General features: G+C 68.0%; 19 protein-coding genes and 1 pseudogene. 2 read left to right on the top strand and 18 right to left on the bottom strand.

Features of this window, described 5'->3' with window-relative positions:
• Nucleotides 1-4: 4 nt before the first annotated feature.
• On the bottom strand, nucleotides 5-949 hold the full coding sequence (locus tag QNO11_RS07970; RefSeq protein WP_257509611.1) for a tetratricopeptide repeat protein: 945 nt from the start codon (nucleotides 947-949) through the stop codon (nucleotides 5-7).
• Nucleotides 946-2,733: a DUF8094 domain-containing protein gene (locus QNO11_RS07975; RefSeq protein WP_257509610.1), complete on the bottom strand. Its 1,788-nt coding sequence runs from the start codon at nucleotides 2,731-2,733 to the stop codon at nucleotides 946-948. Before QNO11_RS07975 ends, QNO11_RS07970 begins: the two co-directional genes overlap by 4 nt.
• Before the next feature lie 159 nt (nucleotides 2,734-2,892).
• Between QNO11_RS07975 and QNO11_RS07980 the strand changes: the two genes are divergently transcribed.
• On the top strand, nucleotides 2,893-3,966 hold the full coding sequence (locus tag QNO11_RS07980; RefSeq protein WP_257509609.1) for an AI-2E family transporter: 1,074 nt from the start codon (nucleotides 2,893-2,895) through the stop codon (nucleotides 3,964-3,966).
• Between the two features lie 193 nt (nucleotides 3,967-4,159).
• On the opposite strand, the gene QNO11_RS07985 is transcribed toward QNO11_RS07980, so the two are convergent.
• The 9 genes from QNO11_RS07985 to rpsB all read right to left on the bottom strand — a co-directional run bounded on the left by QNO11_RS07985 (nucleotide 4,160) and on the right by rpsB (nucleotide 10,869).
• Nucleotides 4,160-4,879, bottom strand: a complete 720-nt coding sequence (locus QNO11_RS07985) for an alpha/beta hydrolase (protein WP_257509608.1) — start codon at nucleotides 4,877-4,879, stop codon at nucleotides 4,160-4,162.
• Between the two features lies 1 nt (nucleotide 4,880).
• Nucleotides 4,881-5,165: an Rv1322 family protein gene (locus tag QNO11_RS07990; protein ID WP_257509607.1), complete on the bottom strand. Its 285-nt coding sequence runs from the start codon at nucleotides 5,163-5,165 to the stop codon at nucleotides 4,881-4,883.
• Nucleotides 5,166-5,176: 11 nt separating this feature from the next.
• Nucleotides 5,177-5,884 (bottom strand): aggregation-promoting factor C-terminal-like domain-containing protein, encoded by a 708-nt coding sequence (locus QNO11_RS07995; RefSeq protein WP_257509606.1) that lies wholly within the window; start codon nucleotides 5,882-5,884, stop codon nucleotides 5,177-5,179.
• Between the two features lie 46 nt (nucleotides 5,885-5,930).
• Entirely contained in the window at nucleotides 5,931-6,530 is a 600-nt protein-coding gene (locus QNO11_RS08000) for a DivIVA domain-containing protein (RefSeq protein WP_257509605.1), read from the bottom strand.
• Complete coding sequence (locus tag QNO11_RS08005; RefSeq protein WP_257509604.1) at nucleotides 6,527-7,552, bottom strand: phosphatidate cytidylyltransferase; 1,026 nt, start codon at nucleotides 7,550-7,552, stop codon at nucleotides 6,527-6,529. Before QNO11_RS08005 ends, QNO11_RS08000 begins: the two co-directional genes overlap by 4 nt.
• Nucleotides 7,553-7,560: 8 nt before the next feature.
• Entirely contained in the window at nucleotides 7,561-8,115 is a 555-nt protein-coding gene (gene frr / locus QNO11_RS08010) for a ribosome recycling factor (protein ID WP_257509946.1), read from the bottom strand.
• 66 nt (nucleotides 8,116-8,181) lie between these two features.
• Nucleotides 8,182-8,901, bottom strand: coding sequence for a UMP kinase (pyrH, locus tag QNO11_RS08015; protein WP_257509603.1), 720 nt, complete (start codon nucleotides 8,899-8,901; stop codon nucleotides 8,182-8,184).
• Between the two features lie 81 nt (nucleotides 8,902-8,982).
• A complete protein-coding gene (gene tsf, locus QNO11_RS08020) occupies nucleotides 8,983-9,810 on the bottom strand; it encodes a translation elongation factor Ts (RefSeq protein WP_257509602.1) in 828 nt (275 codons plus the stop codon).
• Nucleotides 9,811-9,894: 84 nt separating this feature from the next.
• The gene (rpsB, locus tag QNO11_RS08025) at nucleotides 9,895-10,869 is read right to left on the bottom strand and encodes a 30S ribosomal protein S2 (RefSeq protein WP_257509601.1); all 975 of its coding nucleotides are present in this window, start codon (nucleotides 10,867-10,869) and stop codon (nucleotides 9,895-9,897) included.
• 517 nt (nucleotides 10,870-11,386) lie between these two features.
• On the opposite strand from rpsB, the pseudogene QNO11_RS08030 reads away from it, so the two are divergent.
• Nucleotides 11,387-11,641: pseudogene (locus tag QNO11_RS08030) on the top strand (peptidoglycan DD-metalloendopeptidase family protein); the annotation flags it as partial.
• A gap of 59 nt (nucleotides 11,642-11,700) precedes the next feature.
• Here QNO11_RS08030 and QNO11_RS08035 read toward each other — a convergent pair.
• From QNO11_RS08035 to QNO11_RS08065, 7 genes are read right to left on the bottom strand one after another with little or no spacing between them, the layout of a single operon-like run.
• Nucleotides 11,701-12,240, bottom strand: a complete 540-nt coding sequence (locus QNO11_RS08035; protein ID WP_257509600.1) for a hypothetical protein — start codon at nucleotides 12,238-12,240, stop codon at nucleotides 11,701-11,703.
• A 55-nt stretch (nucleotides 12,241-12,295) separates the two neighbouring features.
• Entirely contained in the window at nucleotides 12,296-13,201 is a 906-nt protein-coding gene (locus QNO11_RS08040; protein ID WP_257509599.1) for a tyrosine recombinase XerC, read from the bottom strand.
• A 48-nt stretch (nucleotides 13,202-13,249) separates the two neighbouring features.
• On the bottom strand, nucleotides 13,250-13,738 hold the full coding sequence (locus tag QNO11_RS08045) for a DNA-processing protein DprA (protein ID WP_257509598.1): 489 nt from the start codon (nucleotides 13,736-13,738) through the stop codon (nucleotides 13,250-13,252).
• Nucleotides 13,720-14,445, bottom strand: a complete 726-nt coding sequence (locus tag QNO11_RS08050; protein ID WP_257509597.1) for a fibronectin type III domain-containing protein — start codon at nucleotides 14,443-14,445, stop codon at nucleotides 13,720-13,722. The genes QNO11_RS08045 and QNO11_RS08050 overlap by 19 nt, the downstream gene beginning before the upstream one ends.
• Complete coding sequence (locus QNO11_RS08055; RefSeq protein WP_257509596.1) at nucleotides 14,445-14,651, bottom strand: hypothetical protein; 207 nt, start codon at nucleotides 14,649-14,651, stop codon at nucleotides 14,445-14,447. The genes QNO11_RS08050 and QNO11_RS08055 overlap by 1 nt, the downstream gene beginning before the upstream one ends.
• A gap of 12 nt (nucleotides 14,652-14,663) precedes the next feature.
• Nucleotides 14,664-16,865: a hypothetical protein gene (locus QNO11_RS08060; RefSeq protein WP_257509595.1), complete on the bottom strand. Its 2,202-nt coding sequence runs from the start codon at nucleotides 16,863-16,865 to the stop codon at nucleotides 14,664-14,666.
• Nucleotides 16,862-17,230 (bottom strand): hypothetical protein, encoded by a 369-nt coding sequence (locus QNO11_RS08065; RefSeq protein ID WP_257509594.1) that lies wholly within the window; start codon nucleotides 17,228-17,230, stop codon nucleotides 16,862-16,864. The genes QNO11_RS08060 and QNO11_RS08065 overlap by 4 nt, the downstream gene beginning before the upstream one ends.

Raw genomic sequence — 17,230 nt, forward strand, 5'->3', positions numbered from 1 at the left:
AGGCTCAGAACATCAGGTTGGCAAGCGACCGACGCGCCTGCAGCACCCGGGGATCGGCGTCGCCGACCAGCCCGAACAGTTCCAGCAGTCGCTCGCGCACGGGGGCGCGCTCGTCGTCCGGCAGTGCCGCGAACAGGTCCAGCAGCCGGATGAACGCGTCCTCGACGTGCCCGCCGGCCAGATCCAGGTCGGCCACGGTGAACTGCGCGGCCACATCGCGGGGCGAGGCTGCGGCGGCGGCACGCGCCGCCTGGAGGTCGACACCCTGCACACGCTCAAGCAGGCGCACCTGGCCGAGGCCGGAGCGGGCTTCCTCATCGCGCGGGTTCTCGGCGAGGGCACGCTCGTAGGCGGTGACGGCACGGGCGTAGTCGCCGGCCTCGATGGCTTCGAACGCCTCTGCATGCAGCGGCGGGATCGCCGGCTCCTCGGGCTCGGCGGCCGGCTCGCCGGTCTGCACGGTGCCGGTCACGCCGTTCTGGGCTGCGAGCTGCAGCAGCTGCGCGAAGACCTCCCGCACCTGCGCCTCGGGCACCGCGCCGGTGAACAGCGGCACCGGCTGCCCCGCGACGAGTGCGACGACCATCGGGATCGACTGCGCGCGGAAGCCCTGCGCGAGCTGCGGGTTCGCGTCGACGTCGACCTTAGCCAACACGACGCGGCCGGCAAGCTCCGTGACGACCTTCTCCAGCACCGGGCTCAGCTGCTTGCAGGGGCCGCACCATTCCGCCCACAGGTCGACGACGACCGGGACGGTACGTGAAAGTTCGAGCACATCGCCGAAGGTGGCATCCGTGACGTCGACAATGAGCGAAGGCACCGATGCCACCGCTCCCGCGGCCGCCGCTGCCGGGGGCGCCTCGGCGCCGGCCGGCGGCTGCGGACGGTTGCGCAGCGAGGAGAGGTCGACGGCACCGCGCAGGACGGCACTCGAGGTCGGATCGGTCACGGGATCACCTTCGCGTCGAGGATGTTGGATGTGTACCCGAGCAGCTGGATGCGCTCGGAGGATGCCTTTGCGGGCACGTAGAAGAAGAGCTGGTCGCCGAACGTCGTGGTGAACCCGGTCGCCGACTGGGTCGCTCCCGCGAGCGTCGAGACGGTGGGGTTGCCGTCCAGCTTGATGACAGCATCCGCGTTGGTCGGCTTGACCGTCTCGTTCTCGTTGATGGTCACCGCCACGATCGCGCCGTTCTCGAGGGTGGCCAGGGCCACCGGCTCCTGGGTGCCGGGGACGCTCTCGAACGCGAGGCTGCCCGTCTGGGCGCCCGTCTCGTTGAAGGCGGCCAGTCGCGCTTGGCGGTCGTTGGCCACGCCGATGCGGAACTGGTCGGCGGCCTCGTCGAACAGGTCGGAGTAGGCGCTCTCAGTGCCGCGGTCCAGCACGTCCGCGTATGCGGCGGCGAGATCCTTCGGCGCGACCGCGAGGAACGCGTTGTCCGGCGACACCTGGGTGGCGCCGACGTATGCCGGAGCCAGTGGCAGCTCGGTGGTCGAGTCCAGGCTGCCGATGTAGGACAGCTTGTACTCGGACCACGGGTCGGCCTGGGTGACGAACATGATCGTGTTGCCGGATTCCTCGTCGCCAACGACGGCCATGAACGTGCGCGGCCACTCGTCGTACGCCTGCGGCAGCAGGATGGGCACCGGGCCGGCGGGGACGGCCGGGAGCGGTTCTTCCTCGGCGATCGCGGCGCGCAGCCGGTAGTTGGTCTCGCGCTCGGCCAAGGCCGGGCCCGTCAGCCGCACGGCGGCGGCGGTGGCGTCGCCGGCCGCGTCCGCGGCGGCAACCTGGTCGGCGATGCGCTGCAGAATCCGTTCGGCCTGCGCCTCGGTGACCGCCGGTGCCTGCTGGCTTTCGGGCGTGATGACCGTGGCGGTCGGGGTCGGTGTCGGCGTCCCGCCCAGTTGCGGCCAGGCATCCGAGGAGCAGCCGGCGAACAGGAGCGCGCTGACGGCGACGGCGGGGACGACGAGGAACCCACGACGCTTGCCGGAAAGCGCACGGCGGGTCGGCGACGCGCTGATGACGCCCTTGTCGCTCTGTTCGACCGACATGTCGGCGGGCTGGGGAGCCGGCGGCATCGGCAGCCCCTTGCGGCGTGGCCCGCGCGAGCGGCGCACGTTGCGGATGGCGAGGAAGTACAGCACGACACCTACGGCCATGAGGATCGTGCCGCCGACGAACAGCGGACCGGCCCACGGGGTGGCGTTGACGAGCGGCCAGGTGATGATCAGCCTCGACGGGGCCGGCGCGACACCGTCGGCGGCGACGAGCACGCTCATCCCCTCGGGAAGCTGCAGCGTCTCGATGAGCAGGTCTTCCTGCACGAATTCGTCGAGCCACAGGTCCGAGCCGGCCGGATTCCGCGCGGGGGCAGGTGCCGTCTCGCCCTCGGCGGTCGGCTCGGTCTCGGGGGCGACGACCTCGGATTCAATGGACGCGCCGTCGAGCTTGATGTGCGCGTACTCGGACCCGGCGAGCCAGGCCTCCAGGTCCGTGGTGCGGCCGTAGGCGGCGAAGATCTCGCCCTCGCCCTGTGCTCGCAGCGTCTGCGAACCGGGCTGACTGCGCAGCACATCGCCGTCGACGAGCAGGTAGGGCACCTCCTCGACGACCTCGATCGTCTCGCTCTGCGCGGTCGGGCCCTGGAACACAGTCCGCTGGGCGATGCCGGCGCCGAGCATGAGGGCGGCCAGCACAAAGGCTGCCACGGCCCATACGAATCGCACGAAGAACACCTCTCTGGTCCCGCCGCAGGTACGAACGGGCACACATTCGACATTTCAGCCTAGCGACAAAGACCTGAATGTCGCCCGGGAGGGCGCGCCGACACAGCTGGACGCCCAGCGTGCGTATCCTGACGGGACCGACATTCGCAGGAGGAAACCGTGAAGATCCAGCATCCGTTCCGCACGGCGCTGATAGCGACGCTCGGAGTCGGCGTGGGGCTGCTGATCCTCTCGGGCGTTTCGACGCTCCAGACGATCCTGCTCTACGTCGGCACCGCACTGTTCCTCTCGCTCGGCCTCGATCCGATCATCTCCTGGCTCGAGCGGCGCAAGTTCCCCCGCTGGGCGGCGGTGCTCACGACGATCTTGGCCGTCCTTGCCGCCTTCGCCGGGATCGTGCTGATGGTCGTACCGATCATCGTCGGGCAGATCTCCGAGCTGGTGCGGCAGATCCAGCGGTTGTTCCGCTCCGGCGCGCTGGATGACCCGGTGACGGTGATCAAGGAATGGCTGCACGGCGTCTTCCCTGCGCTCAACGTCGATGAGGTGTTCGGGTACCTGCAGGATTGGTACGAATCCCTGGACCTCGGGGAGATCGGCACCACGTTGGGTGAGAGCATCCTCGCTCTCGGCGGCGCGCTCATCGCCGGGTTCACCGGCGGGTTCATCGTGCTCATCCTGACGATCTACTTCACCGCATCCACCCCGTCGCTGAAGGCGGCGGTGTACCAGCTGGTGCCGGCATCCAAGCGTGAGCGGTTCATCGACCTGGCCGAGCAGATCACCGACTCGGTGGGCTTCTACGTCATCGGTCAGATCAGCCTCGGTGTGATCAACGGTGTGCTGAGCGCGATCTTCCTCACGATCATCGGCGCACCGTTCCCCGCCGTGCTCGCGGTCATCGCGTTCTTCTTCTCGCTGATCCCGCTCGTGGGTACCCTGACCGGTTCGGCGATCATCATCCTGACGTGCCTCATCCCGGGGCTCGCATCGCCCGCGACGGCGCTGGCCGCACTCATCTACTACGCGATCTACATGCAGGTGGAGGCGTACATACTGTCGCCGCGGATCATGAACCGCGCTGTGTCGATCCCGGGGGCCGTCGTGGTCATCGCCGCCCTCGCGGGCGGGTCGCTGCTGGGCCTGCTGGGCGCGGTCATCGCGATCCCGGTGGCCGCCAGCATCCTGATCATCTACCGCCAGGTGATCATCCCCCGGCAGAACGAGCGCTAGCGCGGGTTCGTCGGCGCCCCGGTTACCGCCCTCCGCCGTTGCCGGGATGCGGGGATCTGCCGGAATGAGGATGCTTGCCGGGATTCGGCCCTCGTTCCGGCAGATCTCCGCATCTCGGGCGCCGGATGCCGGAATGCACGAAGCCGTGGGGATGCGCGCCGCGGCATCCACCCGCCGGCATCCGCCCGCGGGGTCAGCCCTCGGGACCGTCCCACACGGTGGGCAGCGGCAGCGCGTCGGGGTTCACGGCCGCGACGATCTCGGTCAGTACGCGGCGGGTCTGGCTCTCCCCCACCCAGAGGTGGCGCCCGCCGGTGACGGGGATCACCACGGCATGCGGGATCGCGGCGAAGCGCTCGGCGGCCTCGGGCGGGCGCAGGTAGTCGTCCAGCTCCGGCACGACCACCACCACAGTGCGCTCATCCCCCGCCCACGCCGCGATGTCCTCGGCGGTGGCACGGTGCAGCGGCGGGGAGAGCAGGATCACGCCTTCGACGTCGTGGTCGCGGCCGTACTTGAGTGCCAGTTCGGTACCGAACGACCACCCCACCAGCCACGGCCGCGGCAGTCCCCGCTCGCGCACGAACGCCATCGCCGCGGCGACGTCGAATTCCTCGGCGTGACCGCCGTCGAATTGGCCCTCGCTCGTCCCGCGCGGCGACGACGTGCCCCGCGTGTTGAACCGCAGCACGGCCAGCTGCGCAAGCGCCGGCAGGCGTGCGGCCGCCTTGCGGAGAATGTGGGAGTCCATGAATCCGCCGGCCGTCGGCAGCGGATGCAGCGTCACCAGCGTTGCGACGGGGTCGCCGTCGGCCGGCGAGGCGAGCTCGCCAACGAGGGTCAGACCGTCGAGAGTGTGCAGCTCGATGTCTTCGCGGTGCGCAGGAAGCAGCACCGGTCCGCGGATCTCCACGTCAGCCGATCCTCCAGCACTGTGGATGCCAATGGCGTCGATCCGCGAGGGCTGCGGCGTCACCGAGCACACCGTCGGCGCGCCAGGCGACCAGGTGCGCGACACCGGGCTCGATCATCCGCGCGCACCCGGGGCAGGTGTAGGCCTTCAGCGCCTGCACCGCCGACACCGGCTGCACGGTCCACTGCGCGCCACGGCGCAGCTCGGTGCGCTTCCAGCCCGCGATGAGCCGGTCGAGGGCGACATCCGGCGACGGGTCGGGACGACGGCGGTGGGATCGAGGCATGTCGGGACCGCTCACCACCAGTGGTTACTGGTCCAGAAGTTGTAGGCGGCCGCCCAGCTTCCGTAACGCCCGACGGCGTATCCGTTACCCCAGCGCAGGTTGTCCACGGGGTCATAGCCGTTGCCCGGCACCTTGCTGCACGGCAGCGCCTGGACCAGCCCGCACGCGCCCGAGGAGCGGTTGGTGGCGTTCGGGTTCCAGCCGCTTTCGCGGCCGACGATGTAGTCGACGTAGCCCCAGTCGCTCTCGGCGATGCCCGCCGCGGCCATCCACTCTGCCGCGCTGCCGCCACCGGTGTAGAACAGCGGCGCGGCAGCCGCCGAGGAGGACGACGACGACGACCTTGCGGCAGGCTTCGGCTCGGGCGTGGGAGTGGGCTTGGGCGTGACGTAGACGGTGTACCCGCTGCGCTCGAATGCCACCGCGGCCGGTGTGTCTGCTGCGGGCACGTCCAGCGCCTGGGCATCGTCGGCCGAGTCGGCGTACAGCGAGATCCGCGAGTCGTCTTCGGCGACCGCACTCGACAGCGCTCCGCCCATCGGACCGATGTAGGCGGCGGCGAAACCGACGACCGCGAGGCCGGCGAAGACACCCAGCACACCGCGACGCCGCGACCAGCGAGGTGCTGCCGAGGCCTTCAAAGAGCGCCGCGTCGCCGCGGGACGGTCGGCGACAGCCTGGCGGGCTGCCGGGGAAGTCAACTCGTTGCCGGAAGTCACAGTGGGCCAGAGTCTACCGGGTGAGCGCGAAGACGGCATCCTCGGATCATCCGATCGCCAACATCACTTCGACGACCGAGTCCAGCACCGCGTCGACCTGGGGCTCGCGGTAGCCGCCGCGCTGCATCCGGAAGGCCACCATGCGCACCTGCTCCACCGTGATCGGCTCTCCGGTCTCGAGGTACGCCACGAGCTTGTCCGCGACGACGTCCACCTCATCGATGCGGTAGCCGTAGCGCAGCGGGCCCACCCGCACGAACCTCTTTCCGCGCGGCCGCGACAGTCGGTCGAGGATCTCCTGCGCAAGGTCCCGCGAACGGCCCACCCACGCCCGGGCACCGGCGCGGGACAGCGCGCGTTCACGCTCCCGCGCGGCGAAGGCGTCCTCGATGCGGCCGAGCGCAGCATCCACCGCAGCCACGGCGTAGCCGTGCCGCACCAGCGGGAAACCGGCGCGGCGCACCTCTGCGCTCGTGACGGATGCCTCGGCGGGATCCGCCTCGAAGGCCTCGCGCGCGTGGGCGAGGAAGTCATCGACGGCCTGCTTGTCGTAGCCCTTCTGACGCCCGTGCGTCTCCGGAAACGGCGATGCCGGCGCCTGCTGCTCTACAGCTTGGGCGTCGGCGTCGGTGTCGGACAGGGTCATGCCACCACCAGGGGGAAGAACACGAAGTACAGCGCCACGGCGGGGACGGTCGAGGGGAGGATCGAGTCGAGGCGGTCGAGCACCCCACCGTGACCGGGCAGCCAGGAACTCATGTCCTTGATGCCGAGGTCGCGCTTGATCATCGACTCGCCGAGATCACCGATCGTGGCCGTCGCGAGGATCGCGACACCGAGGATGAGCCCGGCCCACCACGGCACGTGCAGCATGTACAGGCCCAGCAGCACGCCGGCGGTCAGCGCCGCCAGGACGGCGCCACCGAAGCCCTCCCACGTCTTTTTCGGGCTGATGCGCGGCGCCATCGGGTGCTTGCCGAACATGAGCCCGAACGCATATGCGCCGGTGTCGGCGGCGACGGCTGTCGAGATCATCGCCAGCACCCACCACTCCCCCTGCTCCTGGCGCAGCAGGATGAGCAGAAGGCTGCCGAGGAAACCGACGTACAGCTGGATGAACCCGGCGACGAGCACGTCCGAGAGCACATCACCGTAGGTGCGGCCGTTGCGCGATGCCATCTGCGCCATCAGGCGCCACACGATGACGAAGGCGACCGCCACGAAAGCGACGGTCCAGTGCGTCCAGTAGTCGAGGAAGTAGCCGGCCAGCACGAGCGCCAGCGCCGCAATCAGCTGCGGCACCACGTCCACGCGGCGCCCGGACACCTGCAGCGCCCGGGAGAACTCGAACACACCCAGCAGCGCCACCGGCACGGCGAAGAGCAGGAAGAACTCCTTGAAGAACATCAGCGAGCCGATCACGATGGCCCCGAGCGCCAGCCCGATCAGCGTCGCGACGATGAGGTCGCGACCGGTGCGCTGTTTGATCTTCTCGTTGGCCAGGTCGAAGTCGGCGCGCGCACGCTCCACTTGCTGCTCGAACTCGGAACGGGCCGAGCGCAGGTGCGAGGTGAATTCGTCGCCGGCGTCGCCGGAGGGCCGGCGGGCGTCCGAACGCCGCAAGGGCGTTTCGGGCGAGCGCTCCGGTTCGTCGGAAGCGTCGGTCATGGGCGGGCCTAGACCTCGAGCAACTCGGTCTCTTTGCGCTTGAGCGCGTCGTCGATCGCGTCGACGTGGGCCCGCGTCAGCGCGTCCAGTTCCTTCTCGCCGCGGGCGATCTCGTCCTCGCCGACGTCGCTCTTGAGGGCATCGAGGTCGTCCTTCGCCTTACGGCGGATGCCACGGACGTGGACCTTGTGATCCTCGCCCTTGGTGCGCACGAGCTTGACATACTCCTTGCGGCGCTCCGCCGTCAGCTCCGGCATCGACACGCGCACGATCGTGCCGTCGTTGCTCGGGTTGGCCCCGAGGTTCGGCATGTCCCGGATGGCCTGCTCGATGGCCTTCAGCGCCGATTTGTCGTACGGCGTGATGACGAGGGTGCGGGCCTCGGCGTTGTTCAGGGACGCCAGCTGCGCGAGCGGCGTGGGGGTGCCGTAGTAGTCCACGAGAATCTTCTGAAACAGCTGCGGGTTGGCGCGCCCGGTGCGGACGGTCGCGAAGTCATCCTTCGCAGCCTCCACGGCGCGGTCCATGCGGGTTCCGGCATCGGCCAGCACATCGGCGATCACGGTCACTCCATTCGTCGGGACAAGTCGTTGTCAAGTCTAGTTGAGGCCGGTCACCCGGATCGGGCGCTACGCCGTGACCAGGGTGCCGATCTGCTCGCCCAGCAGGGCGCGGGTGACGTTGCCGGCAGGTTCCATGCCGAACACCCGCATGTCCATGCTGTTGTCCATGCACAGGCTGAACGCCGTGGAATCAACGACCTTCAGGCCCCGCTGCAGGGCATCGTTATAGGTCAGCCTGTCGAGGCGAGTGGCTGACGGGTCGATGCGGGGGTCCGCGGTGTACACCCCGTCGACGCCGTTCTTGGCCACGAGCACCTCGGTGGCACCGATCTCCAGCGCACGCTGGGCGGCGACGGTGTCGGTGGAGAAGTAGGGCAGTCCGGCGCCGGCGCCGAAGATCACGACGCGGCCCTTCTCCATGTGACGCTCTGCACGCCGGGGGATGTACGGCTCGGCGACCTGCGTCATCGAGATCGCGGACTGCACGCGGGTGGCAGCTCCGGCCTGCTCGAGGAAGTCCTGCAGCGCGAGGGCGTTCATGACGGTCCCGAGCATCCCCATGTAGTCCGCGCGCCCGCGGTCCATGCCCCGCTGGCTGAGTTCGGCGCCGCGGAAGAAGTTTCCGCCGCCGACGACGATGGCGATCTCGACGCGGTCCACCGCGGCAGCGATCTCCCGGGCGACTTGGCTGACGACGTCGGGATTGACTCCCAGCTGGCCCCCTCCGAACGCTTCACCGGACAGTTTCAGCAGAACGCGCCGGCGTCCCGTGGCCTCATCGATCACGTGTCATCCTCTCGTCTGGTACAACCTACCGTCGGGCATGGGAAAGGCCCGCACCGAAGCGATGCGGGCCTTTCGCGCGACTTACGCGCCGACCTTGAAGCGGGCGAAGTCGGTGATGCTGATGCCGGCATCCTGGGCGACCTTGGCGACGGACAGCTTGTTGTCCTTCGCGTAGTCCTGGTCCAGGAGCGCGACCTGCTTGAAGAACGCGTTCACGCGGCCCTCGACGATCTTCGGCAGGGCAGCCTCGGGCTTGCCCTCGTTGCGGGAGATCTCGGTGACGATCTCGCGCTCCTTCTCGACGTCGGCGGCGGGAACTTCCTCACGCGTGAGGTAGGTCGGGTTCGCGAACGAGATGTGCTGAGCGATGCTGCGGGCGGTCTCGGCGTCGTCACCCGAGTAGGCCACGACCACGCCGATCTGCGGGGGCAGGTCCTTGCTGGTCTTGTGGAGGTAGATCTCGAAGTGGTCGCCGGAGAGCGTGCGGACGCGACGCAGTTCGACCTTCTCGCCGATGATGGCGGCCTCGTCGTCGATCAGCTGCGCGACGGTCTTGCCACCGGCGTCGGCGGCCAGTGCAGCCTCGACGGAGTCCGCGGCCACAGCTGCGGCGGCGTCGGCGACCTTGTCGGCCAGCGCGATGAAGCGGTCGTTCTTCGCGACGAAGTCGGTCTCGGTGTTCAGCTCGATCAACGTGACCTTGCCGCCCTGCTCACGGGCGACGACGAGGCCTTCGCTGGTGGAGCGGTCGGCCCGCTTCGCGTTGCCCTTCGCGCCCTTGAGGCGGAGGATCTCGACGGCCTTCTCGAGGTCGCCGTCGGCTTCCTCGAGCGCCTTCTTGGTGTCGACCATGCCCGTGCCGAGCTGCTCGCGCAGCGCCTTGATGTCGGCGATGGTGAAGTTTGCCATGGGAAGTGGCTCCTTGGTTCGGTGAGTTCTCAGGGAAGTCGGGGCGAGCGCGCGTGCGCCCGCCCCGACGGAATCCGGTTGGACTTACTCGGCAGCCTTGGCGGCGGCGGGCTCCTCGACGGGAGCCTCCTCCGCGGCGGCTTCCTGGACCTCTGCAGCAGCGGCGTCGTCGGCGGACTCCGTGGCGGCTTCGCCCTCGATGGCCTGCTCGTCGGCGATGAGTTCGCTCGCCTCGGCCTCGGCTACGGCGACGTCGGCGACCTTCTCGGTCTCAGCGGAGGACTGGGCGGGTGCGCTCTGCTCGAGCAGCTCGCGCTCCCACTCGGCGAGGGGCTCAGCGACCTCAGCCTCGGCCTCACCGGCGGGCTGGTGACGCTGGATCAGGCCCTCAGCGGCGGCGTCGGCGATCACGCGGGTCAGCAGGCCAACGGCGCGGATGGCGTCGTCGTTGCCGGGGATCGGGTACTGGAACTCGTCCGGGTCGGCGTTGGTGTCGAGGATGCCGATCACCGGGATGCCGAGCTTGCGTGCCTCGTCAATGGCGAGGTGCTCGCGCTTGGCGTCGACGACCCAGATGGCCGACGGCGTCTTCTGCAGGTTGCGGATACCACCGAGCGACTTGTGCAGCTTGTCCAGCTCACGCTTCTTGAGAAGGAGTTCCTTCTTGGTGAAGCCGCTGTTGGCGGGGGTCTCGTAGTCGAGCTCTTCGAGCTCCTTCATACGCGCAAGACGCTTGGAGATGGTGGTGAAGTTGGTCAGCAGACCACCGAGCCAGCGCTGGTTGACGTAAGGCTGGCCGACGCGGGTCGCCTGCTCGGCGATGACTTCCTGCGCCTGCTTCTTGGTGCCGACGAAGAGGATGGTGCCGCCGTGGGCGACGGTCTCCTTGACGAATTCGTACGCCTTGTCGATGTACCCGAGCGACTGCTGCAGGTCGATGATGTGGATGCCGCTGCGCTCGGTCAGGATGAAGCGCTTGACTTTCGGGTTCCACCGGCGGGTCTGGTGTCCGAAGTGCACACCGCTGTCGAGCAGCTGGCGAATGGTAACGACGGCCATGGCCGTTCTCCTGTTCTCGGCGCAGGATGCGCCGTTGTTTCGGTTGTCCACGCCTGGTCGTTCGACCGGCGAGCCTGGTGCCCGGCGCACACCCACTTCCCGCTGGTGCGGGAAGACCTGGGGTGTGGATGCCGCGATGCGCTTACCTGGGGCGAGCGCTGTGCTGTGGGCACGCGGAGTCACCCCGCCGAGGCGAGGTGCGGGATCATCTTATCAGCCGCCGCATCCTCCCCCGCGCTGCGGTGCGGGAGGTTGTCCCCCATTGCCCGGGTGGGCACCCGCGCGGCGGCACCGAAGCGGCAAGCATGGGGCGATGCCCGGTCATCGCGTGCTCGCTGTGCTGTCCCTCGTACTGCTGCTGGCGGCGAGCACAGTGGCCGCTGCACCGGCGGGTGCCGGCTTCCGAGCAGACCGGCTCCCCGCTGCGGCGGAGCCGTGGCTGTGGCCGCTGGCCGGTGCGCGACTCGAGGAGCCGTTCCGCGCCCCCGCCCACCGGTACGGCCCGGGTCATCGCGGCATGGACCTGGCCGCCGGCGACTCCCGCGTCGTCGTGGCGCCCGCGGACGGCGTGGTGGCGTTCGCGGGCTCCGTCGCGGGCCGGCCGCTGCTGACGATCGACCACGGCCAGGGGCTGGTGACGACCTTCGAACCGGTCACGCCGCGCGTCAGCGCCGGGGAGCCGGTCGCCCGAGGCGATCCGATCGGTGAGATCGCCGTCGGCGGACACACCGGGCGCGGGTCGGTGCACGTGGGCGTGCGGCTTTCCGGCGACTACATCAACCCGATGCTGCTGTTCGGCGAGGTTCCCCGGGCGGTGCTGCTGCCGTGTTGTCAGCGGTCGACGACGATGAAGTTGCGGTCGCCGTTGTCGACGACATCGCCCAGCGCCCCGGCATCCACCTCGTTGTCGTTGCCGTTGACCACGACCTCGCCGATCTCACCGCGTACGTCGATCTCGTTGCGGTCGCCGGTGAGTTCGAGACTCATGACGGAGGTTGCTTCGAGGTTGTTGTCCTGACCCGAGATGGCCACCGTGACGACATCACCCGCGTCGACCTCGTGACGGTCGCCGGATATCTGGAGTTCGTCCACGGTCGCGCGAGTGAGGTCGAGCTCGATGTCGGTGCCGCTGAGGGTCACCTGCGGGCAATCGCCCGACAGATCCAGGTCGCTGCCGGATGAGACGGTGACCGGTTCTCCCCCGCAATCGCCGCCGGTGGCCGCACCGGGCGCGGAGGGTGCAGCCGACGCGGACGGGCGCGCATCGTCGTCGGCGGGACGTGCCCCGTCGGTGCTGATCGGCACGCAAGCGCTCAAGGAGAGCGCGAACGCGGCGACGGTGACGGTCACGAGCAGACGGCGAGGGGACATGGCCTCACGCTAAGTCGCGTCCGGCGGCCCCGCTACCCCTTGCGGAGGGCCCCGATCACGCTCTGGGATGGGCCAGCCGATAGGCGGCGGCCAGGCGCTCACCCGACACATGGGTGTAGATCTGCGTGGTCCCGAGGCTGGCGTGCCCGAGCATCTCCTGCACCGCCCGCAGGTCCGCCCCGCCGTCGAGCAGGTGGGTGGCCGCGGAGTGCCGCAGCGTGTGGGGCCCGACCGTCTCGGCGCCGACCAGGGGGGCGATCTCCCGCGCGACCAGCTCATACACCGCACGCGGGCCGAGACGCGCGCCGCGGAGGCCCAGGAACACCGCGGCGGGATCCGGCTTCTCGGCCCGGGCCGCCAGCGCGGGCCGGCCCCGCACGAGGTACGCGTCCAGGGCGCGGGCCGCCGGCAGCCCAAACGGCACGACGCGTTCCTTCGACCCCTTGCCCAGCACCCGCACGGTCGCCGCGCCGCGGTCGATGTCGCCGAGGTCCACGCCGCACAGTTCCGACACCCGAAGGCCTGCCCCGTAGAGCAGCTCCAGCACGGCGGCGTCGCGAAGGTCCCGCGGGTCGCCCTCATCGGCACGCGTCCGCAGATCGTCCAGGACGCCGCCCACCGCCTCCGCGGTGGCCACGCGCGGCAGGGTGCGGCCCCGCTTGGGCGCGACCAGGCGCAGGCTCGGGTCGGTGGCGAGGTGGCCGTACTCGGTGGCCCACGCGAAGAACCCCCGCGCGGCGGCGGTGCGCCGAGCAAGCGTCGCCCGCGCGTCACCTCGTTTGGTGGCGGCCCAGAGCCACTCCCGCAGGCCCTCGAGATCCACCTCTGCCAGCGCGGTGTCGCCCACGACGGCGATCATGTCGGTCAGGTCGGAGCGGTAGGCGCGCACCGTCGCGGCAGACAGCCGTCGCACGTCGGCGAGGTGCCGCGTGTACTGCTCGATGGCCTCGGTGATCCGCATGCCTCCAGGATGCCGCGTCCCCGCCGCGGTCCCGGTCCGACGCTCCGGTCAGCGGCGGGTGACGATGAGGCGCCAACCCGCCGGGCCGTGCTGCGCGCGGCCGTCGAGCAGCAGGAGTCCCAGGCCCCGTTCGACGTGGGCGATGCTCTGACCGCACCGCCGCGCCACGTCGTCCACGGTGCGCCAGGAGCGGGTACTGAGCGCGTCGCGCAGTGCCGTCGCCTCGTCGACCCAGCCGTCGGCACCGGGGAGCAAGTCGTCGTCGAGCCCCAGCAGTTCCCGTACGTCGGCGCTGCGGGTGATGCAGCGCGCGTCGAAGTCCCGCAGCATGCGGTGGCATCCGGCCGACGCGGGACTCGTCACCGGCCCCGGCACGGCACCCAGCGGCCGACCCAGGGAGGCCGCATGCGCGGCGGTGTTGAGGGACCCGCTGCGCCAGCCGGCCTCGACCACGACCGTCGCGTCGGAGATCGCCGCGATGATGCGGTTGCGCGAGAGTAAAACCCGAATATGTTTGCTCAGCCTGCGGCCTTCCACTGGGATCCGTTGGACACCTGAACATCGGCGTTCTTCCAGACCCCTCCCATGCTCACGAAGACAGGACAGGCCACACCGTTAACGATGACTCCGGAGAGCGTCTTGACTGACCAGACGCCAGACCACTCCCCCCAGCCAACACTGTTGCGGCCTCTTGAACGGACGTAGTAGATGCGTCCTGGGACCAGTCCAGTGAAGGTGGTGGTTCCGGTGGAGCCGGTGGTGACCACGTTCTCCGTGAAGTTGATGTCGGTGGCAATCTGCGCCTGCCACTCAAGGACGGTGGAGCCACCGTCTGTGGTGCCGGAGAACTGGTAGCGGAAGCTCGTAGCGGTGATGGTATCCAGCGCCGCAGGGTTTGGTGCACCTGGAGGAGTTGAGGCCGTCACAGACCCGCTGACGGTGGCTGAGCCGATACCAGAGGCCATGTTGACTGTGACGGAGTAGCCGCGTACGCCACCACCCGTGGCCTTGCTCTGGCTAGTGATGCCGATGGTCTGGGGTGTGCTGGCGGTGAAGTTGTAGGTCCAGTTTCCGGAGTAGCCGGTGCCGTCGATGGTGACCCACCAGCCGACAGGTGATGCGGTCCAGTAGCCGCTTCCAGATGTCTTGGTGACGGCAACGCTGACGAAGACTGTGACTCCCGAAGTCCACACGTCTACGTCGAGGCGGTACGCACCATTACCGCTAAAGGTTGCTGAGGGCATTAAGGCATCACCTTGATCCACACCCTGTAGTCAGCGTGAGCGGGAGCGGCACTCTGGACCCAGAAGTCAAGATTGGGTGAGGTGCGCTTGGTCCGCTGCGCGATGTAGTCGCGGGTCTTGTTCATCTCTGTATCCAGCGTGTCGGCGTCTTCTCCACCGGTCATTGCGGCCATGCCTGCCGCTACTGCGTCGTCTCCGATAGCCATTTCATTACCTACTTAGAGTGAGTTCACTGTGCCCGGGAGGGCGTCTACGGTTCCCGGAAGCAAGTTGATTGCGCCTGCCGGGGTGTCGATGGTGCGCGCGCTCACGCGCATGCGGTCCTGCGAGAGGTCAAAGGTCACGGCCTGGACGTTTCCAAGCTGTGCCGGGGTGTCGGTGAGGACCACCTGTAGGGGCTGCTCCGCGCGTGCCGTCCAGTCACTGACGGTCGCCACAGTCACCTCACGTCCACGTCCCTGAGCGCGTCTGACGGCGTATTCAGAGCGGCCTGGACCTGGGTACGCGGCATTGACTTCTACGGTGCTGACACGGCTGTAGCCAGGCAGGGCGTAGGCGTCTACCCGCTCCTGCTGCTGTCCGTCAGCGTCGGTCCACTTGTAGCGAGTAACGCGAGCATCGAACCAGGAGTCATCGTCACGGGAGATGGACTCTTCCGCTTCTATGAGGTGGATACCCTGCCTGAGGTTGAGGTCTCCAGGAGCCTCGTAGGTCTCATCCCTGAGAGTCCACACGCGGTTCTCGTCGCACACCAGACGGAGGCCCTGTGCCTGAAGGATGGGGTGAAGGAACTTCATTGCCGACACTCCGGCGCGCCATAGAAGCATGTCGGGAGCACGCTCCACCAATGCCGTGCGGGTGGATACAGAGTTGTCCTGTCCTCCCGTCCAGGCGTAGTTGTAGATGCTGGTGTCGGTGGTGTCACCGTCCCAGAACTGAACGTCCGTGGGATCCGTGGGGGTCTCTGAGAGCCTGAATCCATCCCACCGGATCTGTCCTGAAGTACCACCAAGGTAGGACCGTAGGAAGACTGCTGTGGCGTCCTGAGGGACTGGGAAGTCCACCCACACTCGGGTGGCGGCTCCCACCGTGTTGGGAACCTGTGTCGAGTGGTACATGTAGTACCCGCCTGGGTGCTGGATGTGGACCACCAGGGCGCGGGAACGGCTGCGCATGCCACCAGACAAGGACGGCTCAGGTGCCATCTCTCCTCCGATGACACCCTTGACATTGCCGGTAGCCGAAAAGCGGTAGCGGCGTCCCTTGGTCATGCCGAACGCCATTCCACTTTGAGGACCCACCGTTAGGTAGGAATCTGAGCCAGTGGGTGCCCAGAGGTTGAAGGAGTCGCCGTCACCCGAAATGGACCAGGACGTGTCATTGGCGTCCAAGGTGGCGTATACAGCGCCGTAACCACCTCCGGAACTTGCTGCGGTACCGGGGTCAATCAGCATGTTTGTGGAGTCGGTCGCCGCCGTGACATTGCGGTCAATGCTTGGTGAGGCGGCAAGAGTGCCTAGGCCAGCCTCCCCCAGCACGTAGTTGCAGACGGCACGCAAGCTGGCCTGGTGAGCGTACGGTGTGCTGTCGTCTGTCAGCGGGGCGTAGTCCTCAAGGAGTGCTTCATCTGAGGCAAGAGCTAGAGAGACACTGCCCTCACCGTGGTTCACAGCACGGTCACGGACGGCCAGGTTGAAGGTGCGGGTGTTTGTACCGTCACCAGTTGTGACCGCTACGCGTGGCTTGTTGCGAGGGTCGAGAGCGTCCAGCGCACCTGGAAAGGGCTTCCACTGCGGAACGGTGAGTGTAGAGCCGACTGCTAGTGGATCTGGAATCCCCCGTGTGAGCCAGGTGCCTGGGATCGGCACTTCTAGATCACCAGTGACGTGAGGCGCGCGGCCAGCATCCAATGAGATGGAGCCTGACGTGATGGTCAGGTCAATCTCTGTCGCTGTGAGGGCATCTGCGGTCAGCGTGAAAGTGTCGATGTCGGCATACCAGAAGTCACCGCCCGACAGGGACAGGGTTGCATCCACAACCTGGGTGGATGATGTGGCTACGAACGTGGCTGTCAGAGTCTCAAGCCCACCTCCTAGCGGCAATGGTGTTCCGGCCAGGGTCAGCGTGATGTTGGGGAGGGCACTCCGAACGCGAATGCTGGCGGTGTAGGTCCTCCCCGGTGTCAGGTCGTTGAAAGTGCGGCGAACACCGCCCGTCTGATCTGAAGCCCCCTCCAGGTACATGCCCCACGCCCCGTCAATGAGAGCCCAGGTAGCTCGTTCGGTGTAGTACGCATTTCCGAATACCTCCCAGGTGGCGTCCTCCGTCTCCCAGCCGTAGCTGTACGAGTACGAGGGCGCGACAACGATAGGCACCGAAGAGGTGACCTTAGCGCTGTAGATGTGCTTGGAGACGGTCATACGCCCACCTCCTGGTAGTCGATCTTGACCACCCAGGCATCGCGGGAATCTGAATCCAGATCCCTCGTGACGGAGCCGGTGACGACGAAGGAGAACTCCAGAGTCGAGCGCTCATCGGACACGATGGTCCACACGGCAGCACCCGCTAGAAGGCTCTCTGCGGTCGCACTGTCGGCCTCTGAGGTAAGGCCCTCAAAGCCCAGCTCAAGCTGTCCTGTACGCACTCCTGCGGTCCTCAGAGTGATGTCAGGCTGTGCACGTCCGATGATCGGATGCACGAGGTTCTGAGCCTCGCGTGAAGAGGAGATGTTTAGGACGATGGTGGGAGCGATGACGCTGGCACCTGTCGTAAGTACGGTGGCCAT

This window comes from Microbacterium sp. zg-B96, assembly GCF_030246865.1.
In the GTDB taxonomy this organism is placed as follows: Bacteria; Actinomycetota; Actinomycetes; order Actinomycetales; family Microbacteriaceae; genus Microbacterium.